This window comes from Paenibacillus sp. FSL F4-0097 (assembly GCF_038593125.1).
Lineage (GTDB): Bacteria > Bacillota > Bacilli > Paenibacillales > Paenibacillaceae > Paenibacillus_AQ > Paenibacillus_AQ odorifer.
The window spans coordinates 6,643,755-6,669,763 of the sequence record NZ_CP151965.1 but is presented as its reverse complement, the minus strand read 5'-3'; the positions used below and the strand labels follow the sequence as shown (position 1 = coordinate 6,669,763).

24 protein-coding genes are annotated in these 26,009 nt (G+C 46.6%); 16 read left to right on the top strand and 8 right to left on the bottom strand.

The genetic code is table 11. From position 1 onward, the window contains the following. Positions 1–8 precede the first annotated feature (8 nt). Genes MHH86_RS29930 through MHH86_RS29920 form a run of 3 tightly spaced genes read right to left on the bottom strand, consistent with a single transcriptional unit; the run spans position 9 to position 3,325 of the window. Complete coding sequence (locus tag MHH86_RS29930) at positions 9–1,400, bottom strand: aldehyde dehydrogenase (RefSeq protein WP_076316134.1); 1,392 nt, start codon at positions 1,398–1,400, stop codon at positions 9–11. 42 nt (positions 1,401–1,442) lie between these two features. Beyond that, on the bottom strand, positions 1,443–2,417 hold the full coding sequence (locus tag MHH86_RS29925; protein ID WP_076316135.1) for an aldo/keto reductase: 975 nt from the start codon (positions 2,415–2,417) through the stop codon (positions 1,443–1,445). Positions 2,418–2,452: 35 nt separating this feature from the next. Further along, the gene (locus MHH86_RS29920; protein WP_036682448.1) at positions 2,453–3,325 is read right to left on the bottom strand and encodes a LysR family transcriptional regulator; all 873 of its coding nucleotides are present in this window, start codon (positions 3,323–3,325) and stop codon (positions 2,453–2,455) included. 97 nt (positions 3,326–3,422) lie between these two features. Between MHH86_RS29920 and MHH86_RS29915 the strand changes: the two genes are divergently transcribed. Beyond that, positions 3,423–4,313, top strand: coding sequence for a DMT family transporter (locus MHH86_RS29915; protein ID WP_036682097.1), 891 nt, complete (start codon positions 3,423–3,425; stop codon positions 4,311–4,313). Positions 4,314–4,400: 87 nt separating this feature from the next. Here the strand turns inward: MHH86_RS29915 and MHH86_RS29910 are convergent, their stop codons facing one another. Then, positions 4,401–5,501: an FUSC family protein gene (locus tag MHH86_RS29910; protein WP_342479573.1), complete on the bottom strand. Its 1,101-nt coding sequence runs from the start codon at positions 5,499–5,501 to the stop codon at positions 4,401–4,403. Positions 5,502–5,810: 309 nt separating this feature from the next. Between MHH86_RS29910 and MHH86_RS29905 the strand changes: the two genes are divergently transcribed. From MHH86_RS29905 to MHH86_RS29875, 7 genes are all read left to right on the top strand, one after another. Next, complete coding sequence (locus tag MHH86_RS29905) at positions 5,811–6,920, top strand: ABC transporter ATP-binding protein (RefSeq protein ID WP_036682445.1); 1,110 nt, start codon at positions 5,811–5,813, stop codon at positions 6,918–6,920. Continuing rightward, positions 6,910–7,722 carry an ABC transporter permease gene (locus MHH86_RS29900; RefSeq protein ID WP_036682096.1) on the top strand — a complete coding sequence of 271 codons (813 nt, stop codon included), beginning with the start codon at positions 6,910–6,912 and terminating at the stop codon, positions 7,720–7,722. The genes MHH86_RS29905 and MHH86_RS29900 overlap by 11 nt, the downstream gene beginning before the upstream one ends. Next, the gene (locus MHH86_RS29895) at positions 7,712–8,545 is read left to right on the top strand and encodes an ABC transporter permease (RefSeq protein ID WP_076316136.1); all 834 of its coding nucleotides are present in this window, start codon (positions 7,712–7,714) and stop codon (positions 8,543–8,545) included. The genes MHH86_RS29900 and MHH86_RS29895 overlap by 11 nt, the downstream gene beginning before the upstream one ends. Further along, positions 8,542–9,615: an ABC transporter substrate-binding protein gene (locus tag MHH86_RS29890; RefSeq protein WP_076272935.1), complete on the top strand. Its 1,074-nt coding sequence runs from the start codon at positions 8,542–8,544 to the stop codon at positions 9,613–9,615. The genes MHH86_RS29895 and MHH86_RS29890 overlap by 4 nt, the downstream gene beginning before the upstream one ends. Positions 9,616–9,790: 175 nt before the next feature. Next, entirely contained in the window at positions 9,791–10,465 is a 675-nt protein-coding gene (locus tag MHH86_RS29885) for a response regulator transcription factor (RefSeq protein WP_076132684.1), read from the top strand. Continuing rightward, entirely contained in the window at positions 10,462–11,829 is a 1,368-nt protein-coding gene (locus tag MHH86_RS29880) for a HAMP domain-containing sensor histidine kinase (protein ID WP_076316137.1), read from the top strand. The genes MHH86_RS29885 and MHH86_RS29880 overlap by 4 nt, the downstream gene beginning before the upstream one ends. Before the next feature lie 226 nt (positions 11,830–12,055). Further along, entirely contained in the window at positions 12,056–13,036 is a 981-nt protein-coding gene (locus MHH86_RS29875; protein ID WP_076316138.1) for an alpha/beta hydrolase, read from the top strand. 66 nt (positions 13,037–13,102) lie between these two features. Here MHH86_RS29875 and MHH86_RS29870 read toward each other — a convergent pair whose 3' ends face one another. The 3 genes from MHH86_RS29870 to MHH86_RS29860 form a co-directional block, all read right to left on the bottom strand. After that, complete coding sequence (locus MHH86_RS29870) at positions 13,103–13,924, bottom strand: class I SAM-dependent methyltransferase (RefSeq protein ID WP_076316139.1); 822 nt, start codon at positions 13,922–13,924, stop codon at positions 13,103–13,105. Between the two features lie 158 nt (positions 13,925–14,082). Next, complete coding sequence (locus tag MHH86_RS29865) at positions 14,083–14,934, bottom strand: 1,4-dihydroxy-6-naphthoate synthase (protein WP_076132680.1); 852 nt, start codon at positions 14,932–14,934, stop codon at positions 14,083–14,085. Further along, a complete protein-coding gene (locus MHH86_RS29860) occupies positions 14,934–15,629 on the bottom strand; it encodes a futalosine hydrolase (protein ID WP_081384298.1) in 696 nt (231 codons plus the stop codon). Before MHH86_RS29860 ends, MHH86_RS29865 begins: the two co-directional genes overlap by 1 nt. 280 nt (positions 15,630–15,909) lie before the next feature. Between MHH86_RS29860 and MHH86_RS29855 the strand changes: the two genes are divergently transcribed. From MHH86_RS29855 to mprF, 8 genes are all read left to right on the top strand, one after another. Further along, on the top strand, positions 15,910–16,383 hold the full coding sequence (locus MHH86_RS29855; RefSeq protein WP_081384299.1) for a MarR family transcriptional regulator: 474 nt from the start codon (positions 15,910–15,912) through the stop codon (positions 16,381–16,383). 196 nt (positions 16,384–16,579) lie between these two features. Continuing rightward, positions 16,580–17,428 (top strand): neutral zinc metallopeptidase, encoded by an 849-nt coding sequence (locus MHH86_RS29850; RefSeq protein ID WP_076316140.1) that lies wholly within the window; start codon positions 16,580–16,582, stop codon positions 17,426–17,428. Positions 17,429–17,542: 114 nt separating this feature from the next. Next, complete coding sequence (locus tag MHH86_RS29845) at positions 17,543–17,944, top strand: DoxX family protein (protein WP_036682076.1); 402 nt, start codon at positions 17,543–17,545, stop codon at positions 17,942–17,944. A 17-nt stretch (positions 17,945–17,961) separates the two neighbouring features. Further along, entirely contained in the window at positions 17,962–18,912 is a 951-nt protein-coding gene (locus tag MHH86_RS29840; protein ID WP_038573722.1) for a ring-cleaving dioxygenase, read from the top strand. Next, positions 18,909–19,529, top strand: a complete 621-nt coding sequence (locus tag MHH86_RS29835; protein WP_076124044.1) for an alpha/beta hydrolase — start codon at positions 18,909–18,911, stop codon at positions 19,527–19,529. Before MHH86_RS29840 ends, MHH86_RS29835 begins: the two co-directional genes overlap by 4 nt. A gap of 164 nt (positions 19,530–19,693) precedes the next feature. Then, positions 19,694–20,917: a multidrug effflux MFS transporter gene (locus MHH86_RS29830; RefSeq protein ID WP_076316182.1), complete on the top strand. Its 1,224-nt coding sequence runs from the start codon at positions 19,694–19,696 to the stop codon at positions 20,915–20,917. Between the two features lie 115 nt (positions 20,918–21,032). Next, a complete protein-coding gene (locus MHH86_RS29825; RefSeq protein ID WP_076316141.1) occupies positions 21,033–21,383 on the top strand; it encodes a FlxA-like family protein in 351 nt (116 codons plus the stop codon). 367 nt (positions 21,384–21,750) lie between these two features. Then, positions 21,751–24,417, top strand: coding sequence for a bifunctional lysylphosphatidylglycerol flippase/synthetase MprF (gene mprF, locus MHH86_RS29820; protein ID WP_076316142.1), 2,667 nt, complete (start codon positions 21,751–21,753; stop codon positions 24,415–24,417). A 56-nt stretch (positions 24,418–24,473) separates the two neighbouring features. Here mprF and MHH86_RS29815 read toward each other — a convergent pair whose 3' ends face one another. Next, positions 24,474–25,946: an alpha-amylase gene (locus MHH86_RS29815; RefSeq protein WP_036682065.1), complete on the bottom strand. Its 1,473-nt coding sequence runs from the start codon at positions 25,944–25,946 to the stop codon at positions 24,474–24,476. Between the last annotated feature and the right edge of the window lie 63 nt (positions 25,947–26,009).

The following is a 26,009-nucleotide window of genomic DNA, read 5'->3' as shown; positions in this document are numbered from 1 at the left end:
TGCTTTGTTTATTTCATTACTTTTCGAACCAGCTTCACTTTATTGCCATAAGGAGGATACACGATTCCGAGGTCGATCCGTGTGCCTCGCTTGACGATGCTTTTACGATGGGAGAAGACCTCAAAGCTATATTTCCCGTGATAACCCCCGATTCCGGAGTTTCCTACTCCACCAAACGGAAGATAAGTGCTCGCCACATGTGAGATCGTATCATTGATACACCCTCCCCCGAATGAGACCCGGGACAGCACCTCTTGTTCTACACTCTTATCGTCCGTAAATAGGTATAGTGCCAGTGGCTTTGGATGTTCATTAATGCTCTGAATGGCCTCATCCAATTGATGATATTCCAATATTGGGAGGATCGGACCGAAGATCTCATCTTCCATTGCAGCATCCGTCCAAGTGGCAGGATAGATTAAAGTAGGCTCAATATAACGTTCTTCTGGCACGATGGTGCCGCCCATAATCACCTTGCTCTGATCACGCGCAATGAGGTCGGCAAGTCTTTGCAGCTGGCGATCATTCACGATCCGGCCGTAATCTGTATTAGGCTGTGCATCCTGACCGTAGAACTCAGTGATGTGATGTTTGATTTTGGTGATCAATTCTTTGGCAATATCCTTGTGGACCAATAGATAATCTGGTGCGATACAAGTTTGGCCCGCGTTCAGCAGCTTGCCCCAGACAATCCGTTTCGCTGCAACATCAAGATTAGCGGTCTTATCAACAATAACCGGACTTTTCCCGCCAAGCTCCAAGGTTACAGGCACTAGATTTTTCGCCGCCGCCTCCATTACGATTTTGCCGACAGGCACACTGCCCGTAAAGAAAATATAATCAAACTTGGCGTGGATCAGCAAATTAGTGGTCTCTTTTTCCCCCTGCATTACGCGGACATACTGCGGCTCGAAGGTCTCCTGAATAAGCTGCTCAACCACGGACGAGATGGCAGGTGTACTCTCAGATGGCTTGAGGACAGCGCAGTTACCAGCGGCAATGGCGCCGATCAGGGGCTCAATTAGCAACTGAAATGGATAATTAAACGGGCCAATAATGAGCGTTGTGCCGTAAGGCTCACTTAAAATATAACTTTTTGCAGGAAATAAGTGCAGCGGGGATCGAACCTTTTTAGGCTTCGCCCAACGCTTAAGATGTTTCATCATGTAGCCGATACTGTCCAGCGTAAAGCCGATTTCTGTGGCATAGGCTTCGAACTCACCTTTTCCTAAATCCTGTTGTAGTGCGGTGATGATTCGTCCTTCGTATTGTTTAATAATATTCTTAAGCTTGAGCAGCTGCTGGAGACGAAAAGAAACCTCCTTAGTTACGCCGCTATTAAAAAAATCCTTATGCTCTTCAAGCATTCCTTGAATGCTGTCAGCTGTATAGGTTGTCATTAATCTTTCCTCCATCCTTGTAAGAAGTTAGAGCACGAGACTCTATGGGAGTCGGTAAAAGGCGAACGGCTCGCCATACCGGAAGGAATCGCTGGCTTCATCCAGCTTGGCCAAAGTTTCTTCATTAAGTAGAAGTGAGGTACTAAGCAAGTTTTGTTCCAGCTGTTCCACACGTGTAGCCCCGACAATAACCGTCGAGACGGCAGGCCGATTCATAAGCCAAGCTAAGGAGAGCGCAGTAGATGAGGTTTCCATTTTCTCAGCAATTTGGCTCACTTGGCTTCCGAGCTTGATCCGGTCATCATCAAGGAATCTTTTGAAATTAGGATCGGTATCTGCTCTGGACCCTGATGGGGCTGAATCGCTTGTATTATATTTGCCTGTGAGAATTCCACCAGCTAGTGGAAAGTAAGGAATGATCCCTACACCTTGATCCAGGCAGAGCGAAAGAAGCTCATTCTCCGGTGTCCGGTCTGCTAAGGAGTAGCTGCACTGAATTGAAATGTACTTGGTGAAGTTGCGTGCTTCACTAATCCCAATCGCCTTCATTAATTGCCATGCTGTATAGTTGGAGGCCCCGATATAACGGATTTTGCCCGAGGATACCATATCGTCCAAGGTTCGTAAGGTTTCTTCAAGCGGCGTATAGGGATCAAAGGTATGAATCTGGTACAGATCGATATAGTCCGTCTTTAGGCGGCGAAGGCTATCTTCAAGCTCCTGCAGCAAATGGCGACGGGAGGAGCCGCTGCCGTTGGGACCCTCATTTTTAACTAAACCTGCTTTAGTTGCGAGAACAGCCTCCTGTCTCCTACCTTCCAAGGCCAGACCGATGATTCGCTCGGATTCTGAGCCAGCGTAAATATTAGCAGTGTCTATGAAATTAATTCCATGATCAAGCGCAGCATGTACAATCTGAATGGAGGTCTCTTGATCCGCACGTTTGCCGAAAGCGTTCGTTCCCAGTCCTAATGCGGATACCTGTAATCCGCTATTTCCTAGTCTTTTAAAGTTCATCCTCAGCACTCCTTATCATCTATTCATTAATCCATTTATTTTTGAGTGAAAAGATCCAGCGCTGTCTCAATGAAGAGCTTTACAGCAATTGAAGTGTCGGCAAGCGAGCTGACCGCAATTTGGATATCTCTATAAGCATCCGGCTGCAGCTCACGGGTAACCACATTTGGAGGCAGAGATAACAAGGACAGCTCAGACATCACGCCGATCGCCAGTCCCTCCTGAACCATATTAAGAGCTGTTGCAAAGTTATTAACCACATATTTTACATTCAGATGGCTATTACTTCTGCGGAATAGCTCTACAACAGGCGGTTCATATCCTGCTTTGCAAATCAACATGGGCTCGTTCGCTAATTCCTGCACACATACAATGGATCGCTTTTGCAGGGGATGGTCATCTCTAAAAACGGCAAACAATTTCTCTCTATATAATGGAATGGTTTCGAATTCTGCACTGGGAGCGAGCAATAAGCCAACATCAATTTCTTTTGAATCCAGCCATTCTCTGACTTCAGCGATAGAGCCCTCCTGTAGGCTAATCGTAATGTTTGGATATCTTCTAGTGATAGAGCTAATAATCTTCGGTAGAAAATGAGCCGATGCCACAGGAAAAGCCCCAATGCGGATACTTCCTTTTTCAAGACCTCTCTCCGCGTAAATCTCCTGATTGACCTTATCAAAGCCCATTAGAATTTCACGGAAAATAACAAGAATACGTTTGCCGATATCCGTAAGCATCAGGCCATTACGCCGGTCTCGAAGCAAGAGCTTCACGTCTAATTCGGCTTCGAGGGACGAGATCGCCCGGCTGACCGCAGGCTGTGTCATATTTAGTTCTACACCAGCTTTAGTAAAGCTGCCGCTTTCGGCGATTTTGACGAATAAACGAATTTGAGTATTGTTCATAACAAATATGATATGCCCCTTATGATTATTATTCATTTCATTTATGCTCTTGTTTATTGTATCATTTGTGATGAATCTACACCAAGGAAGTGAACAAATGAATCAGCAGAAGAAAAGTATGATCCTTCTTATTTTTTTGGTGATTGTATGGGGCATTAATTGGCCTATATCCAAAATCGCCTTAGACTACGCTCCACCTCTATTATTTGCAGGTATTCGAACCGTCGTAGGCGGTATTATTCTGATTCTAATTGCACTGCCCAAGGTGAAGGAGCTTCGCTTCAAGCAGCTCTGGCCGATCTATCTGATCTCGGCGGTCCTTAGTATTGTGTTTTATTATGGATTTCAGACGATTGGCTTGCAGTATGTTCCGGCGGGATTGTTCTCATCGATTGTATTTTTGCAGCCTGTATTGTTAGGTATTTTTTCTTGGCTGTGGTTAGGTGAGAGCATGTACGGGCTTAAAATGGCTGGTTTGCTGCTTGGTTTTCTCGGGGTAGCCTCTCTTAGTATCGGTGGAATTAATGGGAGTATCTCCATATGGGGAATTGTGCTGGCTCTAGCCAGTGCCTTAAGCTGGGCATTAGGAACAATATATATGAAACGGAATGCTGTACGAGTGGATATGCTGTGGATGACGGCTATGCAAATCACGATTGGTGGCATCATTCTGCTACTTTCGGGATCAGCTACGGAGAAATGGTCGGATATCACCTGGAGTGGAACCTTTATTGTGGATACCTTGTTTATCGCAATTTTTGTTATTGCTCTGGGCTGGCTAATCTATTTCAAGCTGATTAACGAAGGAGAAGCAGGAAAAGTAGGTTCATTCACCTTCTTAATCCCCCTGATCTCGATAGCTACCAGCGTAGTTTTTTTGAAAGAGCAGATTACCATAAACCTTGTGATCGGATTATTGCTGATTGTCAGCAGTATTGTACTGGTAAATGTGAAGATAGGGCGTGCTGCCAAACAATCAGTCAGTTAAATTTGTTGGATGGTTGTAGTAACCAATCGTGCTAAAGGGCATTATGTCTAATAGGGATTGAACATAAAAAAAAGGACACTCCCAAGCTTAGAGCTTCTGGGAGAGTCCTTTTTTAATTAAGCGTATAGCGCGTGTGATTTCAGCTGTTGAAGGCCGAGCTGCAACTACGTAAGTAGCAGAACTAGCACGTTCCACTTCTTCGAGTACCCGGTTTGAGTGACTGAAGAGCGCTCCTAGATCACGAACAGATGACAGCGAGCACCGTCCTTGCAGTTCAGAGAAGCTGGCCGCCTGCAAGTCGCGGGCACGATGCAGACAATCTGTAAGTGAACGTTGGCATTCAACCTTGGATAAGGTCTTCGTACCATAAACAGCTATACAATCGGCTGTTGCCTCCAGCACTTCCAGCATCCAGTCAGAATTGGCATGATGTGCTGGCAGCAAGCAAATATCGTCGGAAATTTCTTTAACATAGGAATGAATGGTCTTTAGATGTGCTGTGGCTTGTATAAGCCCCTTTAGATCACCACGACACTGATAATGAGCAATGGTGTAGAACATTTCCTTCTGTTGTTGATTGCTGGCAGACAGCAGTTTACCTGCTTGCTCCAGCATATTATTATCCTTTGAAGAGTCTCGTCTTATGCCTACGAGGCCTTTTAATGCATCCGAAAGTAGAAGGCTTCCATCGAGTGCCAATGCTTTTACCTTGACGAACCTGTTTGGTGGAACGATAATCATATTGATGATCAAGGCAATGAGCACACCAATAAAGGTTTCGGCGACTCTCCACAGCACGTAATCATTGTGATAAAAGGTAAGGGCCAGAACCGAGGTCACCCCGACCTGCGAAACCGCTTGGATATTCATCCGACAGGCTGTGGCAATTCCGATCCCGATGAGCAGAATTAGCAGAATGGAAAATGCACCTACATCGAAGAATTGGCCTACAATCAGGCTGACAATTCCACCGATAATAATGCCGATCAGGCGGTAGATTCCTTTTTCGAGTGATGCCTTCACACTGGCTTGAGTAATGAGAATGGCTGCAAGCGGTGCAAAGTATAGATATTGGTCACCATATAAACTGTGTACGGCTACCCAGGATAGTGATGCGGCAAGCGTAATTCGTATCATGTAAAGTGAGAATCCATATTTTTCAAGGCGGTCTAGTAACCCCTCGTTCATTATCATTCATCTTCTTTCGCAAAAATAAGAAAACCACACTGGCTTTTCAGTTCGTTTTCATTATAGCACCTCAAAAAGGGCATGGAAGACTGGACTTTTTACAAACTTGTTAAGTTTATGCTTAGCATTTAACAATGTAAGCTATCGCATATAATGGTACAATCTAATATGCTATATCTATTGGAGCGTCGAAGGAGAGGGGAAATTGTCGCTTATTAGCGCTGAGCATACCCATTTCGATTGTTCTCCGCAAGATGCGGGTAAAATAGTATTGTATTACTAAGGTAAGGGAGGTTGTTAGCTATAGCTATTCAGGAAGGTACCATCATTTCATTTGAAGAAGTTACTAAGCAATATGACGACGAAGATCCGGTGTTAAAAGGAGTCAGCTTTGAGATAGAGCGCGGCAAATTCTATACACTACTTGGTCCATCTGGCTGTGGTAAAACAACTATTCTTCGATTGATCGCCGGGTTCGCTGAGCCAACGAGCGGTTCTATCTATTTAAATGGAAAAGTAATTAACCACATTCCCGCCAATGAGCGGCAGGTCAATACGGTATTTCAGGATTACGCATTGTTTCCGCACCTGAACGTATTCGAGAATGTGGCTTTCGGACTGCGTATTAAGAAGCTTAAGAAGGACGTAATCACGAAGAAGGTACAGGAAGCGCTAAGCTTCGTTAACCTTGTGGGTTATGAGCAGCGTGCGATTAACGAAATGTCCGGCGGTCAGCGCCAGCGGGTCGCCATTGCCCGGGCGATTGTGAATGAGCCACAGGTTCTATTGCTGGACGAGCCTCTATCGGCGCTAGACCTCAAGCTGCGCACGGAGATGCAGTACATACTGCGGGAAATGCAGCAGCGGCTAGGGATTACCTTTATTTTTGTAACCCATGACCAGGAAGAGGCACTCGCGATGTCCGACTGGATTTTTGTCATGAATAAAGGAAAAATCGAGCAAAGCGGCACTCCTAATGATATTTACGATGAGCCGATTAACCGTTTTGTGGCGGATTTTATTGGCGAATCGAACATTGTGCCGGGAGTTATGATCGAGGATTATCTGGTGGAGTTTAACGGCCGCCGCTTCGAATGTTTCGATGCCGGGCTGAAACCGAATGAATCCGTAGAGATTGTTATTCGTCCTGAGGATTTGGAAATTTCTACGCTGGAACAGGGTAAACTACGTGTGCGGGTTGATTCCCAGCTGTTCCGGGGCGTGCATTATGAAATCAGCTGTTATGATGAATCCGGGCATGAATGGCTTGTGCATTCTACACGCAAGGCGACTGTAGGCAGTGAAATTGGCCTTTATTTTGATCCGGAAGCGATCCATGTTATGCGTTTCGGTGAAACGGAGGAAGAATTCGACAGACGTCTGGAAGCTTATGGCGAGGTGGAGAGTCATGAAGAATAAGGGCAAATCGTACTATCTCATCCCTTATTACCTCTGGATCGCATTGTTTGTAATTGCACCGGTAGTGCTTGTCATCTACTATTCGTTATTTGATTTGGATGGCCATATTACTCTGGATAATTACGTCAGTTTCTTCACCCCTGTATATTTGAAAATGACGCTGACCTCGTTCTGGTACGCGTTTCTGATTACAGCATTCTCTTTGCTGGTTGCTTATCCGGCGGCTTATCTACTGACAAGAACCAAACATAAGCAGCTGTGGTTATTGCTGATTATTTTGCCGACATGGATTAATTTGCTGCTAAAAACCTACGCTTTTATAGGGATATTTGGTACATTTGGTCCGATCAATAATTTCTTTGATCTGCTTGGAATCGGAGAACAGCAAATTTTGTTTACGGGCTTCAGCTTTGTATTTGTATCTGTCTATATTTTTATCCCGTTTATGATCCTGCCGATATACAGCGCTTTGGAGGATTTGAATTTATCCTTGCTGGATGCGGCACGTGATTTGGGGGCTTCGGGCTGGACCACGTTCAGACGTGTTATTTTTCCGCTGACCATTTCGGGAGTACGCTCAGGCTGTATGGCAGTATTCATACCGGCGCTGTCCCTATTTATGATTACCCGTCTGATTGCAGGCAACAGGGTCATTACGCTGGGCACCGCAATTGAGCAGCATTTCCTGGTCACTCAGGACTGGGGCATGGGTTCTACAGTTGCAGTGTTTCTGATTGCCATCATGGCGCTGTTTATGATTATCACAGGCGGATCGCGGAAAGGGGCGCGGAATGAGAAATAAAAATGGATTCTCTAACCTCTACCTAGTTCTGGTGTTCATTGTTCTGTATGCACCTATCTTCTATTTAATGTACTATTCGTTCAACAGTGGGGGGACGATGCATAAGTTCGAGGGCTTTACGCTGGATTACTACCGTGAGGTGGTCCAAGACAAGCGCCTGATTATTATCGTAATCAATACGCTTGTGATCGCGCTGCTATCCTCGGCTATTGCGACCCTTATCGCTATTATTGGTGCGCTGGCCATTAAAAGTGTGCAGAATCGCCGCGCTAAGAACACCTTGCTGTCACTGAATAACGTGCTGATCGTCAGTCCAGATGTCATTATTGGTGCTTCATTCCTCATCCTGTTCACCATTGCTGGCATCAAGCTGGGCTTCGTGTCTGTTCTGCTTTCACACGTTGCATTCAGTGTGCCGATTGCCGTATTGATGATTTTGCCGCATCTACAGGAAATGAGCCCTACGTTGACGGATGCAGCCCGTGATCTTGGGGCAAGCCGTAAGGATGTGCTGACTAAAGTTATTTTGCCGATTATTAAACCAGGGATCTTCAGCGGATTTTTTATGGCGCTTACTTATTCACTGGATGACTTTGCAGTTACATTCTTCGTAACAGGCAACGGTTATTCGACGTTATCGGTTGAGATATACTCTAGAGCTCGACAAGGGGTATCGCTATCGATTAATGCGCTGTCGACACTGATCTTCCTGTTCACCATTCTGCTTGTGGTTGGTTATTACTTCCTGACCCTTAAGAAAAATCGTCATAACACAGCAGAAGCTGTGGCGGAGCCTGTTGCAGAAGCGGGGGTGCCTAGATGAAACAGCTGATAAATGCTTTTCTGGCGATCCTTATCACGGCATTTGCGCTCATGTACTTGGGCTCTTGGATGAATTCGAGAGAGGGTTATTCAGGTGGAAACACACTGACTATCTATAACTGGGGCGACTATGTTGATCCGGATCTATTGAAGGAATTTGAAAAAGAGACCGGCTTAACAGTCATTTATCAAACCTTCGATTCCAATGAAGCTATGTTGACCAAGGTTGAGCAGGGCGGAACTACCTTTGATGTTGTAATCCCTTCGGATTATGCCATTGCCAAGATGAAAGAAGAAGATCTGCTCATCCCGCTGGATCATAGCAAGATTTCGAATCTAAAGAATATTGATTCACGGTTTATGGACCTTTCGTTTGATCCAGACAACAAATATTCCGTGCCTTATTTCTGGGGGACCGTCGGGATTATTTTCAATCCGGAAATGACCAAGGGCATGGACTTCACCAGCTGGGATTCTCTCTGGGACAGCAGACTGCATAATAGCATCTTCCTGGTGGACGGAGCCCGTGAAGTGATGGGCATGGCTTTGAACAGCCTGCATTATTCTGTTAATGACAAGGATGAGGCACATCTGCAAGAAGCACTGACCAAGCTCAACAAGTTGTCTCCTAACGTGAAGGCGATTGTCGGTGATGAGATCAAGATGCTGCTGGCAAATGAAGAAGCTGCGGTTGGGATTGTCTGGTCCGGCGATGCTTCCGAGATCATGGACGAGAATGATAAGCTGGATTATGTAGTACCGGAAGAAGGTTCGAATAAGTGGTTTGATAACATGGTTATCCCTCGGACAGCGAAAAACGTGGATGGAGCGCATCAGTTCATCAACTTCATGCTCCGCCCAGACGTTGCTGCTAAGAATGCAGAATATGTAGGTTATTCCACGCCTAACATTCCTGCGCTCGAGCTGCTTCCTGAGGAAACTTCTGAGGATACCCGTTTCTATCCACCTGCTGAAATTACGGACCGGCTTGAAGTATACGACAACCTTGGCAAACGGATGCTTGCTCATTATAATGAGCTGTTCCTAATGTTTAAGATGAATAAGAAGTAAGCTGACTAAAGCTAGAGCTAAAGCGAAACGACATTAAGAGCGTCTACATACGGGTAACCGTGTTAGACGCTCTTTTTCGGTTTGATCATTGTGTAGCCTCAAGACAAACGACAGTTTAGCCGAAAGTATAATATAGTATAATAGTAAGAATGGACAACAGGAAAAGAGGAAACGAATGCCTACTATACTGGTTGCTGACGACGATGCGAACATTCGCGAGCTTGTCTGTTTATTTCTCCGCAATGACGGATTCGAAACAGTTGAAGCTGTGGATGGCAAGGAGGCGCTCGCCGTATATGCTGGAACAAATGTCGATCTTGTCGTGTTGGATATAATGATGCCAAATATGGATGGTTGGATGCTTTGTAAGGAGCTCCGCCGAGCTAATCCCGATCTTCCATTACTTATATTGACTGCCAGAGGCGAAACCTGGGAGAAAGTGAAGGGCTTCGAATTAGGTACGGATGATTATTTAACTAAACCCTTCGATCCGTTGGAGCTGACGGTCCGTGTTAGGTCATTGCTGAAACGATATCGGATCGGCTCCACGCAGATGATCCAAATTGGTAACGTCATCCTTGATCGGCAGACCTATAAGGTGATGAGAGGCACGGAGTCATTTGCCTTACCCCTCAAGGAGTTCGAATTGCTGTACAAGCTTGCTGGGACACCCGGACAAGTCTATACGCGCGAGCAGTTGATCGATCAAATTTGGGGAATTGATTATGCTGGAGATGATCGGACGATTGACGTGCATATTAAACGCCTGCGTGAACGGTTTGCGACTACCCCTGATTTTCGTATTGAGACGGTGCGTGGACTTGGCTACAGGCTTGAGGTGTACGAATGATTAGATCGATATATACACGCGTTGTACTGACCTTCCTAGCCTCCGTAATCGGGGGCACAATCATTGCTTTGTTTGTGGCAACTTGGGTATTCGAAGATAAACTGAACGAGAACACGCGAATTCCCTTATTGCATTTTGGACAGGATATTGTCAGGGTTTACGAGACCTTCCCATTTCGTGGAGCCAACTCTTTCGTAAGTGGAATGAAGCAGCTTGATTCCTACCACATCCGAATTTTCGATGAAGCGGGTAAATTCCAATCTTACGGAACGCTTAATGGGCACAAGCCGGTCCCTGTAACTATGGAAGAAATAAAAAAAGTTCTCGCAGGAGAAGTATATCAACCTCATAACAGGAATATTTCTGCGCTTCTCCTAGGCTTACAGCTGAGAACGGAAGACGGCACCAAAGCGATGTTTGTGGAGACGCTTAATCCCCCTTCCATCACTGCCAGAAGGAATTTGGTATTAAATTTCTTACTCTATTCATTGATAGCTGGAAGCCTCTTGATTCTGGTAGCCGCGATGTTCTTAGTCAGACCTATTAAGAAGCTAACCAAAGCGACTAGACGGATAGCAGCTGGTGATTTTAACGTCGAGCTGAATATTAAGCAAACCGGTGAGCTAGGTACCTTGGCTCGCAGCTTTGAAGAAATGATGCACGATCTGCAGCAGCTTGAGCAGATGCGTAAAGAGTTTGTATCCAATGTGTCGCATGAGGTCCAGTCTCCGCTCACTTCAATATCTGGGTATGCGATTGCGCTCAAGCGAGTAGATCTTGCAGAACAAGAGCGAAATCGTTACCTCGATATTATTATCGCTGAAGCAGAGCGGATGTCTAAAATGAGTGACAGCCTGCTGAAGCTGAGTTTATTAGAATCGCAGTCACAACAGCTACGGCTAATTACATTCAACCTGGACGAACAGATAAGAAGAGTAATCGTAGCAATTCAGCCGCAATGGTCAGCTCGTAACATCAGCTTCGACCTTGATCTGAAGCCTATTATCCTACTGGCTGATTATGACCTGTTAAGTCAGGTATGGACTAATCTCCTTGGCAACAGCATTAAGTTCTCTAAGGATAACAGTGTAATTAACGTCAGCCTCAAACAAGATATCAACAACGTGACCGTTCGGATAACAGACACTGGCATCGGGATTTCACTTGAGGATCAGCAACGTATATTTGAACGGTTCTTTAAGGCTGATCGATCCCACAGTCGTAAATATGGTGGCAGCGGGATGGGACTTGCCATTGTTAAACAGATCGTAACGCTTCATAAAGGGGATATCCGCGTGGAAAGCGAACCCGGTCAAGGAACGACCATCGTTGTCACCCTGCCAATTATAGTGCCGACAGAGTAATTAGCTTCCAAGCGGTGCCTTGCGAGGGCTTGAATGCATCCCGCATTTTTCATTGCTACAGCAGTACAGGCAAGTCTTCTTGTCTTGTGCTGCCGTAGCATTTTTTTTACCTGTTCATTTTCAGTTCATATTGTCGTCATGAGGGGTGCATCTTTGTTAGTTATGATCTCATTAGCAAAACGTTAAGGGAGCTTAATAAACAGATTAAAGACAGGAGAAGATGAGGGTGACACAACAAGCGGACAAAAAAACGGGGAATGGACAGAAAAAACATAAACTGCGTAACCTGTTACTCAAAATATTAGGAGCAATAGTGATCGTGGTCGTACTTTTTCTAGCCGTTGTCTATACAGTTAATGTGATCAGCAACAAAACAGATCAGAAAAAAATACAGCACTATGGTCAGTTAGTCCCTGTTGACGGGAAAAATATGAATGTTTTGATTCAAGGAGAAGGTAAACAGACGATCGTGCTCATACCAGGCTTTGGAACAGGAGCACCAGCACTTGATTTTAAGCCGTTGATTGATGAGTTATCACCATTCTACAAAGTGGTGGCGGTTGAACCGTTTGGGTATGGACTCAGTGATGAAACGAAAAAAGAACGAACCACAGAGAATATCGTTAGTGAAATTCATGAAGCCGTTCAGAATCTTAACATTGACCAATACATTCTAATGGGCCACTCGATTGGAGGTATTTATGGATTGGAATATGCGAAGAAATATCCAAACGAAGTGAGTGCTTTTGTGGGTATTGATAGTAGTGTTCCGGAGCAAGGCGGTATGGATGTTAAATTCCCAATTAAAAAATTAAAGCTTCTTAAAGATTCAGGGATTATAAGATTGGGCTTGCAATTAAGCGGTGACCCTTATGATGGACTGCCATTTGATGATGAAACCAAAAAACAAATGAAATTGATTTCGCTTAAAAATATGAACAATTCCACTACCTTAAATGAAATGGAACATATTTATCCTAACTTTGTTGCCTCCAGAGGCTTAATATTCGACAAGAATCTTCCCATTATCTTCTTTATACAAGCAAATAATACTACTGTGAAAGACTGGATCCCTCTGCATGAAGGGCAAGTCAAGGATTCTGTGCATGGAAAAGTAATGACATTTGAAGGCGGACATTACTTACATCATTCAAAATCCAAAGAAATCGTGGAGAACCTAAGGGTATTCATGGAAGAAGTTAAATAAAAAGAAGAAAACGCTCCGAACTCCTCATATGAGGGGGCGGGGCGTTTTTTTGGTTGCGATCGAAGATTATTTGATGCCGATTCTCATTCGGTAGCTGATCAGAACCTCTAATGTTCTGCCTTTAAAATGCTGTTCAACTGCGGCGGTGTAATCGGCGATATCTTGCTCAAGCAAGGTGGCATCTAGTTTCATTACGGTTTGCACTCCCCCTTGACTTAGGGTTAAACCGATATATCGCTGGGCATCGCAGGACTCTAGGTTGTGGAATACGATTTCTCTGGCAAAAGAGAAGGCCCCACTAGCTTTGATCCGTGACAAATGGCCTTCTTTGTCCCATTTATGTGCTCTCTCCTCATTAGGTAAGAGCGAGGCCAGTAATTCTTCTGTTTTGGAGATTAGCTGGTTGTATCGTTCTTCTACATTTTGCTGAAGAGATAAAGGCCAATCGCAATCGTAGGCGGCAAAGACACCGCCTTTTTTTAAGACCCGGGAGATTTCTTGCAGTGTACTCTCAGGGTCCATCCAGTGGAATGATTGTGAGCAGGTAACTATGTCTACACTATCTGATGCAAGCGGAAGCTGGTTAGAGTAGCCTTGTACAAAAGTAATTGATTGGGGTGCTTCTAATCTGCTAAGTTTATCGATTGCTTTTCCCAACATATCTGGATTGGGTTCGATACCGATTACGCGGTCTGCGGCATCGTTCCAGAGAAAAGTAGACAAACCCGTACCGCAGCCTATATCTGCGACGAGTGAAGGGGTGGTACCCAAGTAATCTGTTAGCAATTTGATAATCATCACAGGGGCTTCGGGGCGGTAGCGGTCATATTCATCTTGAAACCCCAGAAAGCGGTCGATGTTTTGTTTGCTGTTTTTTTCAGGTATCATGTGATCCTCCCTCATAGATCATGTTTATAGGTCTATTGTATAATCACTGGTTCGATAAGCCAAATAATGGCTGGCTGGGAATGTTACGTAGAATAAATAAAATCCCCGGAGAACACCTTTTAGGTGTAGCCGGGGATTGTTAAACTATCTAGTAAATGTTAACGAAGCAGTGCTGGATCAATTGCAGGCACAAGTCCTTCTGCCGCAGCACGATCAAGCAGGGCAGAGATTGCGGCATAGCCGTCATCACCCAGATTCATCGAGAAGTCATTCACGTAGAGATCGATGTGGGATTTAGCCACTTCAGGAGCCAACTCTTGAGCATGGCTAAGCACATAGTCTCTGGAATCCGTTGGATGATCCCACGCATACTGAAGAGAGCTGCGAATCCAGCCGGTGATAGCATCGGCATCTAAATCACGGCGGGCAATGATAGCGCCGAGAGGAATGGGCAGTCCGGTATCGCTTTCCCACCAGCTGCCTAAATCAGTCAGCATATTAAGACCATACGAGGCGTAAGTGAAGCGGGCTTCGTGAATTACCAGCCCTGCATCGATATGGCCATCCCGTACGGCAGGCATAATCTCATCGAAAGGCATTACGACTATTTCGCCGATGCCTCCAGTTACATTTTGTGCTGCCCATAATCGGAAAAGCAAATAAGCCGTAGAGCGTTCGCTAGGCACAGCAATCCGGCGTCCGGCTAGCTTTTCTGGGCGTTTGATCGCATGGGGTCCACTTGCTGTAAGCAGCAGCGGGCCGCAGCCGCGACCTAAAGCGCCGCCGCATGGCAGCAGTTTGTACCGCTCCAGAACCCAAGGCAGAGCAGCGTAGGAGATTTTGAGGACTTCTGGTCCTTCTCCGTCAGCGGCCAGCGTATTGGTAATATCAATGTCGGCATAGGTTACATTCAGCTTAGGTGCATTCGGGACAAGCCCGTGCGCCCAGGCATGAAATACAAAGGTATCGTTAGGGCAAGGGGAAAAAGCGATATTAAGCTCAGTTGTCATTACAGCACCTCCAGTAATATAGCGGCTGCCGCCGTTAATGCTTCCATTGCATCACCGATCTTCCATGCGGCCCGGTCGCGGGGACCGACCGGGTTCGAGATGGCGCGGAGCTCCAGTACCGGGAGCCCCAGCGCCTGGGCGGCCACGGCGACTCCGTGGCCTTCCATCGCTTCCGCGACGGCATGGGGATGCCGCGCGAGATGGGCGGCGGCCGTCTCCGCGGTGCCGGTCGCCGTCGAGACCGTAAGCACGGTGCCCGTGCTTACGGGTAACCCGGCCGCTGTCAGCGCGGCCGAAACCGCTTGCACCGTGCCGCGGTCAGCCGGCACGGACACACTGCCGAAGCCGAGCTCGGCAGCGCTGCGGAAGCCCTCCGGCGTCTCGGCCCCGAGGTCGGCGGCAATCATCTCGCTGGCTACAACCAGCGAGCCTAAAGGTGCCAGCCCCGGGAATCCGCCGCCGATCCCGACGCTCAATACGCAGCCGTAAGAACCGGCTGCGAGTGCCGCGGCGGTTCCCGCCGCCGCCGCTGCCGGCCCTGCGCCGGCAGCGATAACATGGAACCTGTCGCTGCCTTGCAGGCCGCGCAGGACCGCGTCACGCTCCGCGTCTACGGCTGTCACGATCAGCACGCGTCGTGCTCCAGCCTGCCCTTCCATAGCGTCTTCGGTAGGGGTTGGATTGAACGAACTCATCAGGTCGCCTCCTTTAGGGTATTGAAATCGCTTACTAAAGAGTCATTCGTAAAGACAAGAATACGCCCTTTTATAGGTCAGGTCAAACTTGGGGTGATTTTTATCACTCCCTGTAAAGTGTCAAAGGAAACTTACCGGTCTCTAGACGGAAGTGACTTTTTTAGCGATGAGGTTGACAAGGAGGATGGGAAGTCGTATAGTTATCTTAACTTAAAGATATTTAATGTAAAGACAAATAAATGGATTGAATACAAGTTTGATTGAAGTGGAGGTGGAATTGATGAGTGATAAACAAGTAAATCTGCGTAATACAGAGAGTGCAGCACCTGACGAAGAACAAGCCGCCTCACTGAAATTGTTCGTAGTCTTATCTAAGGCTTATAAGAGCCTAATGGATCATGCGGTGAAGGATATGAAGAGTTATGGCTTGGCTTCGGCTGAATTCATGGTGCTTGAAGTACTTTACCATAGAACGCGGATTCCGCTGCAACAGATCGGGGAGAAAATTCTCGTTACGAGCGGAAGCATTACCTATAATATCGACAAGTTGGAGAAAAAGGGACTGCTGAAACGTGTACCCTGTAGCGAGGATCGCCGCGTTACTTATGCGGAGATTACGGATGCAGGCCGTGAACTGTTTGATGAGATTTTCCCTCGTCATGTAGCCTCAATTCATGATTTGATGGGTGGATTAGATAAGGAAGAGAAAGTCCAGGCTATCGAATTAATGAAAAAGCTTGGCAAAGGTGTATAGGCGCTGCGAACATGACGAATAACTAGGCGCCTCTATAAGGTTGGAAGTAGTTCGGCTCTATCCTCATTCTCCCAACTCCAGTAAGTATAAGTGAAACCCTGCTTTTTTGGGTATATCACTTATAAGATATTTAACTTAACGAAGCCAGGTAGCCATTTACTTAAGATTACCTGATATTTCGACTGGGGGCTTGGCCATGAAATGGCAGGGAAGAAGAGGGAGTTCGAACGTGGAGGACCGCAGAGGCATGAGCGGCGGCGGCAAGATGATTGGTGGCGGGATCGGAGGAATTATCCTTGTCCTGGTCATCACCTTACTCAGTGGAGGCAATGCCGGGGATATCCTGGGAAGTTTGACTTCCACAGGCTCCAGTTCAACGGCCCCTTATGAACAGACCGCAGAGGAGCAAGAGCTTGCGGAGTTTGTATCGGTAGTTCTTGCCGACACAGAGGAGGTTTGGGGTGAGATTTTTCAGCAGCAGGGAATGACCTATACGGACCCCACCTTAGTGCTATACAGTGGGAGTGTAGACTCTGCTTGCGGAACAGCGACCTCGGCAGTCGGTCCGTTCTACTGTCCGGGTGACACCAAACTATATATTGATCTGAGCTTTTATGATGAGTTGCAGCAACGCTTCCATGCGCCGGGCGACTTCGCCATGGCTTATGTTATTGCCCATGAGGTTGGACATCATGTACAGACATTACTAGGCACCTCGAAACAGCTCGATTCCCTTCGTCAGACGTTGAGTGAGAAGGAGTACAACAAATATCAGGTTCGTTTTGAGCTGCAGGCTGATTATCTCGCCGGCGTCTGGGCCAATCATGCTCAAGGCATGAATCTGTTGGAGGAAGGCGACTTAGAGGAAGCTCTGGCAGCTGCAAGCGCCGTCGGCGATGATACGATTCAGAAGCAGGCTCAGGGCTATGCAGTGCCGGATAGTTTCACTCACGGTACCTCAGAGCAGAGAAAACGCTGGTTCTACAAAGGTTTTAACTCGGGTACGATTAAGGGTGGCGATACGTTTAACGCCACCGAGCTGTAGGTAGAAGAGGGAAGAGAGAGCAGCCCATAGGTTATTCCGGTTCGCCGGGCGCTCTTTTTTATCCAATATCTTAATGTTAAGATAATTAAATCAAAGGAATAGGGGAATGTAAAAATGATAAGTGTAGGACTGTTATTAATGAGATTGGTGATTGGACTTGCGTTTATAGGACATGGTGCACAAAAGCTATTTGGATGGTTCGGAGGTTACGGTCCGAAGGGTACGGGAGGCTGGATGGAGTCCATCGGAATCAAACCGGGTGTGACTATGGCGATTTTAGCAGGGATTATGGAGCTGGTGGGCGGATTTATGTTCGCGGCAGGACTGTTAACGCCTGTTGCAGCGGTGTTGATCGCTGCCACGATGCTGGGGGCAATCGTTAAGGTTCATGCTCCAAATGGTTTCTGGTCCACTTCGAACGGGATTGAGTTTCCGCTCACGGTTCTGGTATTTGCGGTAGGTGTGGCGCTTACGGGACCAGGTTCGATTTCTTTAGATGCATTGTTTTTTAACTAAGAAGGGAGTTTATAATAATGACACTTCAAACTGCAGGAATACACCATATTACAGCTTTTGTCGGAGACGCTCAGCGCAATGTTGATTTCTACGCCGGGATTCTGGGCCTACGGCTCGTGAAAAAAACGATTAATTTTGATGCTCCAGAGGTCTATCATTTATACTTTGGGAATGAGCAGGGTGCTCCGGGAACGATTATTACATTTTTCCCTTCACCTGTAGGGCGTAGAGGCAGAATCGGCAGTGGTCAAGTTGGCGTAACGATCTACGCAGTGCCGGTTGGTGCTCTGCAATTCTGGGAACAACGCCTTGCTGAATACGGAATTTCGGTTACAAAAGGAAGTCGGATCTCGGAACCCTATTTAGCTTTTGCCGATTACGACGGTCTGCGGATTGAACTGGTGGAACGTGAGGAAGGCCCGCTCAGTAAGTGGTCCTTTGGTGGGATTCCTACTAAATACGCGATCAAAGGTTTTGGCGGGGCTGTGCTGTATAGCAGCAATCCGTTGCAAACAGCTGAGACACTTGTTCATACGCTGGGTATGGAACATATTGCTGACGGAGATGGATATACTCGCTATAGAACCAATGGGGAGCTAGGTAATATTATTGATTTGAAGACATCACCCGTTCCGCTCGGAGCGGGAGGTGCAGGGACAGTTCATCACATCGCGTGGCGGGCAAAGGATGATGCAGAGCAACTGGAATGGTCGCGCCATGTACAGAGTCATGGGCATAGACCTACACCCGTTCAAGACCGTCAGTATTTTAATGCGATCTATTTCCGTGAAAGAGGAGGAATCCTGTTCGAGATCGCTACAGATCCTCCAGGTTTTGCCCGTGATGAAGCCCCAGATGCGTTGGGTGAAAAGTTGATGCTGCCGTCCTGGTTTGAGCCGCATCGCGCGGCCATCGAAGAAAACTTAACGCCTATTCAAGTAAGAGAAATTGAGGTGAAGCAGGGATGATTCATGTATTCCGTAAAGGTAAAGATATAACTAAACCTACGTTAGTGTTGTTTCATGGTACAGGTGGTAATGAGCAGGATTTGCTGCCGCTGGCTGAGATGTTATCCCCAGATTCATCGGTGCTAGGTATACGGGGTAATGTGCTGGAGAATGGCATGCCACGATTCTTCCGTCGGCTGGCAGAAGGAGTGTTCGATGAAGCGGACTTAGTTTTCCGTACCCATGAGATTAAGCAGTTTCTGGATGAAGCGGCAGAGAAATACGGGTTTGATGCCAACAATCTGGTAGCGGTTGGCTACTCTAACGGTGCAAACATTGCTGGTAGCCTTCTGTTTCATTATAAGGACATTTTCCGCGCGGCAGTGCTGTTGCATCCGATGGTGCCATTACGCAATGTGGAGCTTCCTTCTCTTGAAGGGGTGTCTATCTTTATTGGGGCAGGTACGAATGATCCGCTAATAACATCTACGGAAACTCAGGAGCTAGAGGGGATTCTGCAGAAAGCAGGCGCCGAGGTTACAACCCATTGGGGCAACCAAGGTCACCGCTTGAGTATGGCGGAAGCCGAAGCCGCCAAAGATTGGCTGCAGGGATTTAGCACATCTCAAAATGCATAAAACAATTAGGATAACCGCCTTTTGGCGGTTATTTTTAAGTTATTAGCCCCGAATGAGGCCTTATAAAAGGATTGATCATTTGAGTTCCTTTACGTTAGTATGAAGAATACAAAAAAAGGCCCCCGGGTTGCTTTAGAAAGGTTGACGTAAGGATCATGATTGGAATGCAAAATGCTAATAAACTTGCTGCAGATGGACCCTCAAGGAAGCAGAGATTGCAACTTGCTGTTATTCTGGGCTCCATTACAACCATTGGGCCGTTGTCGATTGACATGTATTTGCCGGCGCTGCCTACACTTGTCGACGATTTCGGTACGACGGCTGCTTTGGTGCAGCTAAGTCTCACCTTCTTTTTATTGGGACTGGCCTCAGGTCAGTTAGTAGCTGGACCACTGAGTGATGTATATGGACGTCGCCGTCCACTGCTTATAGGGATGTTCATCTATGCCGTTTCCTCAGTGCTATGTGCTTTTAGCCCTTCGATTGGACTTTTAATTGTTTTGCGGTTTATTCAAGGTCTTGCTGGTTCAGTGGGTGTAGTTGTCTCTAGGGCGGCTGTGCGTGATCTGTACAGTGGCTCTGAACTAACGAAATTTTTCTCTTTATTGATGATTGTTAATGGTCTGGGTCCGATTTTGGCTCCAGTCATTGGAGGACAGCTCTTAAGAGTGACTACATGGCAGGGGATATTCCTCGTATTATTTGCTGCCGGAATTATCTTCTGCTTGACGATTCTCCTGCGCTTGCCTGAGACATTGCCGAAGGAGCGGCGCTCCAAGAGTGGGTTGAAGGGTACTCTGCTTACTTTTAAGGTGTTACTTGGCAACCGCAAGTTTATGGGTTATGCCTTGTCCCAAGGTTTTGTTACAGCGTCTATGTTCGCTTATATCTCAGGGTCATCTTTTGTTTTGCAAAATATTTTTGCAGTTACTCCGCAGGTATACAGTTTGATCTTTGCTGTGAACGGGATTGGGATTATTATTACAGGTCAAATTGCCGGCAGACTAGCTGGCAAGGTGAGTGAAACGAAGCTGCTGCTTAGCGGGTTGCTGCTCTGTACAACGGGGGGCGTCTTGCTGCTGCTTACGATCTTGGTAGGGGGAGGGCTGATCCCTATTCTAATCTGTCTGTTCGCCGTTGTCTCCAGTGTGGGGATTGTCGGAGCGACCAGCTTCTCACTTGCAATGCAGGACCAAGGAGAAGCCGCAGGCAGTGCTTCGGCTTTAATCGGACTGTTACCGTTGCTGCTTGGTAGCTGTGTAGCACCGCTTGTGGGTCTTGGGGGCGTAGACTCAGCCCTTCCGATGGCAATTGTGATTGCCTGTACGGGTGTTCTCTCTATTCTGTCTTATTTTCTGTTGGTCAGACGGCGAAATTCCAATTCCTAACAGTTTATCCTTATAACCTTGAAAGAGAGCAATACTTTCAGCAAACTTTCAGCGGGTTTTAACGTTCCTTATCTGCAAAAGGATTATATTGGAGGTAAGGAAGGGAGGGATGATTATGAGTATATCCGCAGTCTCAGGTTCTACATCGTATACTACCTCGACGTCTAGTACTACAGATACCAGCGCGCTCGAGAAACAAAAAGCGAAGCTGGAAGCCGAATTGGACAAGATTGATGCCAGCTCGGATGACGCGAAGACCAAAGAAACGAAAACGAAACAGATTGAGCAGCAGATCAAGCAGATCGAGGCACAGATTTCCCAGAAGTCGCAGAGCAGCGCTTCCGCAGCAAGCAGTAGTGCAGAAGCACCTGCCAAACCTGTAAACAACGCGCTTGCTGCGGCAAGCCCGCAAGAGATCGCTACCGCAACAACGAATAGCCAAGGCAGATTTGATATCCGTGTATAAACCATACTAAATCGTATTACATAACAAAAAGGGCATCCTTTGCCGTGAGGGATGTCCTTTTTGTTATGTATTTTTAAGTTTAGACTACAATTTAAATGTTCTTTTATCACATTGTTGGCCAATACTAGAAAGATACCGCTAAAATAAAGTTCCGTCATATTGATCAGTCCAGCTTCGTAATATATTAACTATGCTTATCCTCATTTTCCATAAAATCTTTAACTGTTGCAGGGGTTAGGGATTTGCTGGCAGTCTAATAGAGTAGGTGTTGATTATCACGGGTCTTCTATTCCAAGAATTGTTATAATGGACTAGTTGTAAAAATTGTCTAGCACAACGTGTGTCAGCGGTAAAGGCAGGTGGGCTCATGTATTCAAAGCAACAGACACTAGAAAGATTCAAAATTGTAAGACTGATCTTATCTATCTATCGGATCCGGGCGGTCAGAGCTCTTTTTCCAGTGGCTATCATAGCGTTCGTATACTGGGAGGGGCAACATGAGCTGAAGCAGGTTCATTTAGGACTTATAATGCGTGAACTAAGGCGAGTACCTACGTCTGCTATTTTACAAATGATTGGTTTTGCACTTCTTTCCGTAGCTGTGATGAGTGCTTATGATTATTTGATTCGGGCACATTTTCGTTTAAAAGTAGGGCTGTGGAGTACCTTTCGGTATGCATGGATTGCTAATACATTTAATAACTTGATTGGGTTTGCGGGTCTGGCTGGAGTTGGTTTAAGGACGCTGCTGTATAAAAAAAGCGGGGTGCCGACCTCCGTGCTAACACCCGCCATTGTATTTCTGTCGCCGCTTATGATTACCGGGTTATCGTTACTTTCGTGGGCGAATATCTTTGGTTTACTCCCGGCAACGGCTTTGATGGAAGAGCATCGCTGGCTGGTGTTTGCAGTATGGGGAATGGCGCTTTATTTGCCGGTTTTTGTGTTTGTACAGCGCTCATCGCTTTATGCGAAATGGATTAACCGGGGAAAAGGTAGAACACCATGGCTTACAGTCGTTAATTCCGTCGGTGCTTCCTTTCTGGAATGGAGCTTTGCTGGCGTGACGTTTTGGACCATCAGCAGCCATCTCTTGGATGAGGTCCATTTTATAGCTATCTTTGGTATATTTACGATTGCTGCCATTGCCGGCATCTTGAGTATGGCACCCGGCGGTATCGGTGCATTTGACCTTATTGCCTTGCTCGGGCTGACACAGCTTGGCTACCAGACCGATAAGGCGATGGCGGTGCTTGTCATCTTTCGATTGTTTTATTATGTCATTCCTTGGTTGATCGGATTGGTGCTGGCTGCACTGGAAATTGGTCTGCAAGGAAAAAAGGATCAAGATCGTTCAGTTCCAGGGTTCGAACCCTCTCTTAACAAATGGCAGAAGATCTGGGGCTGGCCGGGTCAGTATACCTTTCTGAGCGATCTTGGAATGTGGGCTCTTGGCAAGCTGGTACTAGCTAGCGGGCTTATTCTCTTACTATCTGCAGCAGTACCCGGATTGCTGTATAGGTTGAAGATTACGGAGGAAATATTGCCGTTTCCGGTAATGCAGCTATCTCATCATCTGTCTGTCCTTATTGGTTTTATGCTGATTTTATTGTCGCGGGGCATTACATTGCGGGTTCATAGTGCATATGTATGGACTAGCATACTTCTGTTTATTGGATCGTTGTTTGCAGTCACTAAGGGTTTTGATTATGAAGAGGCACTGTTGCTACTTATAGTAGCGCTTATTCTTTGGATATCCAGATCGCGGTTTTATCGGATTAGTGCGCCAATCAGCAGGCAGAGCGCGATCCGGTGGTTTGTCCTCACTTCAGTGATTGCACTAAGCTACTATCTGATGGGCTGTTATGTACATCGTGGATTTCTGAAGCATCTGCCTCCGGGTGTGCAGCCTGAATGGTTGCAGCGGTATAGTCATGTTGCATTTACGGCAGTGGGGGGATTGGTCTTGTCTTGGGTACTGCTCATAATGTGGGTAAACCTCAGGCCCCATCATAAGGAGAACGAGCTGTTCGGGACCTTGGATGTAGCTAAGCTGAAACATTTTCTAGATGGAGTTCAAGGCAATACCTTAACGCATACGTTATTTTTGGGTGATAAGGGCTTCTTCTGGGCTCAGAACGATAAAGTGCTGCTCGCTTTCGCCAGAGTTAGGGATAAGCTCGTTGTGCTGGGTGATCCGCTGGGAGAGAGAAGCTTAATAAATGAAGCCATCAGTGAATTTAGACAAGCTGCAGATCAGTATGGTCTGGTTGTAGTTTTCTATCAAGCTTCACCTGCTTTTTTATCGGTCTATCAGGAGCAGGGCTATCGCTTTTTTAAGCTGGGTGAAGAGGCAGTGATAAGCCTTGATAACATTGCACTCAGTGGTCTGAAGAAAGGTGATCTGCAAAGTGTAAGCGATCGTTTTGAACGGGAAGGCATGTTTGTTGAAATTACAGAAGCGCCGCTTGCTGATAGTTTGCTGAGAGAACTGCGAGCGATTTCGGACGAGTGGTTGAATGGCCGAGCGGAAAAGGGTTATTCGTTAGGCTGGTTTAAGGTCGACTATCTGCAACTGGCTCCCATTGCGGTGCTGCGGAACGCCAAAGGTACAATACTGGCATTTGCTTCTATTGCCCCGGGGTATGATCAAGGATTGACTCTGTCTGTAGATTTGTTGCGCCAGCGGAAGAATGTCCCAAACGGGACGGTAGATTATTTATTGGTTTGTATGTTGGAATGGGCGAAGTCCAAGGGGTATCGGCGATTTAATCTAGGCAACACTCCTCTATCATCCAGTGGGGGGCAGGACCCCGGAGCTCTGAAGGAGGAGAAGCTGGCTCATCAAGTGTTTAATAGAGGTGGGCATGGGCATGGTTACGGTTTTGCCAGATTGCGTCGTTACAAGGAAAAGTTCAATCCAGAGTGGGAGCCGCGTTACTTGGCTTATCCAGCGTCCCTAACATTACCCGTCTTAACGCTGGATCTGGTGAGGCTTGTATCCCGACATCCGGAGCATAAAGCGAATAACTAAAAAAGGTGCCCAACGCCAAACGGCGTTGGGCACCTTTTTAATCAGGTACAAGTGATTTACTTCTTGTCAGCTTCTGCATCCGGCAGAGCCCAGACGGAGACGCTGCCGCCATTGACCGGGAAGGTCGCCCAACCATCTTTTTCAATGGTTATGGTGGCTTTATGGTTATGGGTGAAATCCACCCATGCTTCACCGGCGCGATGTTCTCCTACGAACATTCTCTTCTGGCCATTCTCACCATTACTGATCACCACCGCACAACCGGAGTGTTCAATATCCTCCACGCCGAGCCGTGTCCAGCCAATCGTGTTAGGATGATCGAAATAATCCTTCTGTTCACCATAAGCTTTGTGATAGCGGGTATACAGCAGAGGGTCAATCGCATCTTTTTTACCTGCTACAGGTGTTGGTCCTTCGATCCCATAATAATCCCCGTAAAAGACCACAGGATATCCATCCCGTCGCAGCAGGATAAGCGCGTAAGCACTTTGCTTGAACCAATCATCTACCCAGGATTCCAGGGCTTCGTGAGGCTGAGAATCATGATTGTCAACGAAGGTTACAGCATTGGTGGGATGGGTCTGCACCAGTGTGTCATCAAGAATTTTAGTCAGATCATAGTTTCTGCCCTCCAAAGAAGCTGAATGCAGCTTGTAGTGAAGGGATACATCGAAGAGGTCAATTTTATAATCGACGGTATTCAGAAATTGTCGGCAGGACTCTAAGTCGGAATTCCAGAATTCACCGACGATATAGAAGTCCTTCTCGCATTTATTAAACATCTCTACCGCGAATTCTTTAACAAACTCATGGTTGATATGTTTGATGGCGTCCAAGCGGAAGCCGCTGCAGTGGAGGGTGTCCACCAGCCATTTTCCCCATTGGATCATTTCTTTTTTGACTTCGGGATGGCTGTAATCAATATTAGCGAACATTAGATAATCATAGTTTCCGAACTCGTCGTCAACATTCTGATTCCACGCTTTATTCTCGCCTACTATACGGAATACGCCGGTTCGCTCTTCTTTGGCGTCAAAGTCAGTGCCGTTAAAATGATTGTGATTCCACTTAAAGGCAGAGTGTTCATTTCCGCGGCCAGGGAAGGTGAATTTTGTCCAGCCCTCAATCTCGAAAGGTTTCGAAATTTCTTTCATCCGATCATTGGGGTCGACCTCGATGACTTGGAATACTTCCTTTTCATCCGCGCCTGCCTTATGATTCATGACCAAATCAACGTAAACGGCGATGCCATTCTTTTGGCATTCCGAAATTGCGTTGATCAGTGCTTGTTTGGTGCCATATTTGGTGCGTACCGTACCTTTTTGGTCATATTCGCCCAGATCATATAGATCATACACGCCATAGCCTGTATCTTCTGCGGAGACGGCCTTTGTCACAGGAGGTACCCAAACAGAATCAATGCCTACGGCTTTTAGCGCGGGTGCAGTTTCTTTTAAGCGATCCCAGTGTTTCCCGTCCGCAGCAACATGCCATTCAAAAAACTGCATCATTGTATGGTTCCTCATTATTTCTTACGCCTCCATATCCCATCAAGCAAATTTTACTCTCAACACTCTGATTAGTTTTTCAGA

What these genes read in the sequence shown, in the direction of transcription:
- MHH86_RS29930 (WP_076316134.1), bottom strand. Translation starts at nt 1,400, where the DNA reads ATGACAACCTATACAGCTGACAGCATTCAAGGAATGCTTGAAGAGCAT.
- MHH86_RS29925 (WP_076316135.1), bottom strand. Translation starts at nt 2,417, where the DNA reads ATGAACTTTAAAAGACTAGGAAATAGCGGATTACAGGTATCCGCATTA.
- MHH86_RS29920 (WP_036682448.1), bottom strand. Translation starts at nt 3,325, where the DNA reads ATGAACAATACTCAAATTCGTTTATTCGTCAAAATCGCCGAAAGCGGC.
- MHH86_RS29915 (WP_036682097.1), top strand. Translation starts at nt 3,423, where the DNA reads ATGAATCAGCAGAAGAAAAGTATGATCCTTCTTATTTTTTTGGTGATT.
- MHH86_RS29910 (WP_342479573.1), bottom strand. Translation starts at nt 5,501, where the DNA reads ATGAACGAGGGGTTACTAGACCGCCTTGAAAAATATGGATTCTCACTT.
- MHH86_RS29900 (WP_036682096.1), top strand. Translation starts at nt 6,910, where the DNA reads ATGAAGAATAAGGGCAAATCGTACTATCTCATCCCTTATTACCTCTGG.
- MHH86_RS29895 (WP_076316136.1), top strand. Translation starts at nt 7,712, where the DNA reads ATGAGAAATAAAAATGGATTCTCTAACCTCTACCTAGTTCTGGTGTTC.
- MHH86_RS29890 (WP_076272935.1), top strand. Translation starts at nt 8,542, where the DNA reads ATGAAACAGCTGATAAATGCTTTTCTGGCGATCCTTATCACGGCATTT.
- MHH86_RS29885 (WP_076132684.1), top strand. Translation starts at nt 9,791, where the DNA reads ATGCCTACTATACTGGTTGCTGACGACGATGCGAACATTCGCGAGCTT.
- MHH86_RS29880 (WP_076316137.1), top strand. Translation starts at nt 10,462, where the DNA reads ATGATTAGATCGATATATACACGCGTTGTACTGACCTTCCTAGCCTCC.
- MHH86_RS29870 (WP_076316139.1), bottom strand. Translation starts at nt 13,924, where the DNA reads ATGATACCTGAAAAAAACAGCAAACAAAACATCGACCGCTTTCTGGGG.
- MHH86_RS29865 (WP_076132680.1), bottom strand. Translation starts at nt 14,934, where the DNA reads ATGACAACTGAGCTTAATATCGCTTTTTCCCCTTGCCCTAACGATACC.
- MHH86_RS29860 (WP_081384298.1), bottom strand. Translation starts at nt 15,629, where the DNA reads ATGAGTTCGTTCAATCCAACCCCTACCGAAGACGCTATGGAAGGGCAG.
- MHH86_RS29855 (WP_081384299.1), top strand. Translation starts at nt 15,910, where the DNA reads ATGAGTGATAAACAAGTAAATCTGCGTAATACAGAGAGTGCAGCACCT.
- MHH86_RS29850 (WP_076316140.1), top strand. Translation starts at nt 16,580, where the DNA reads ATGAAATGGCAGGGAAGAAGAGGGAGTTCGAACGTGGAGGACCGCAGA.
- MHH86_RS29845 (WP_036682076.1), top strand. Translation starts at nt 17,543, where the DNA reads ATGATAAGTGTAGGACTGTTATTAATGAGATTGGTGATTGGACTTGCG.
- MHH86_RS29840 (WP_038573722.1), top strand. Translation starts at nt 17,962, where the DNA reads ATGACACTTCAAACTGCAGGAATACACCATATTACAGCTTTTGTCGGA.
- MHH86_RS29835 (WP_076124044.1), top strand. Translation starts at nt 18,909, where the DNA reads ATGATTCATGTATTCCGTAAAGGTAAAGATATAACTAAACCTACGTTA.
- MHH86_RS29830 (WP_076316182.1), top strand. Translation starts at nt 19,694, where the DNA reads ATGCAAAATGCTAATAAACTTGCTGCAGATGGACCCTCAAGGAAGCAG.
- MHH86_RS29825 (WP_076316141.1), top strand. Translation starts at nt 21,033, where the DNA reads ATGAGTATATCCGCAGTCTCAGGTTCTACATCGTATACTACCTCGACG.
- mprF (WP_076316142.1), top strand. Translation starts at nt 21,751, where the DNA reads ATGTATTCAAAGCAACAGACACTAGAAAGATTCAAAATTGTAAGACTG.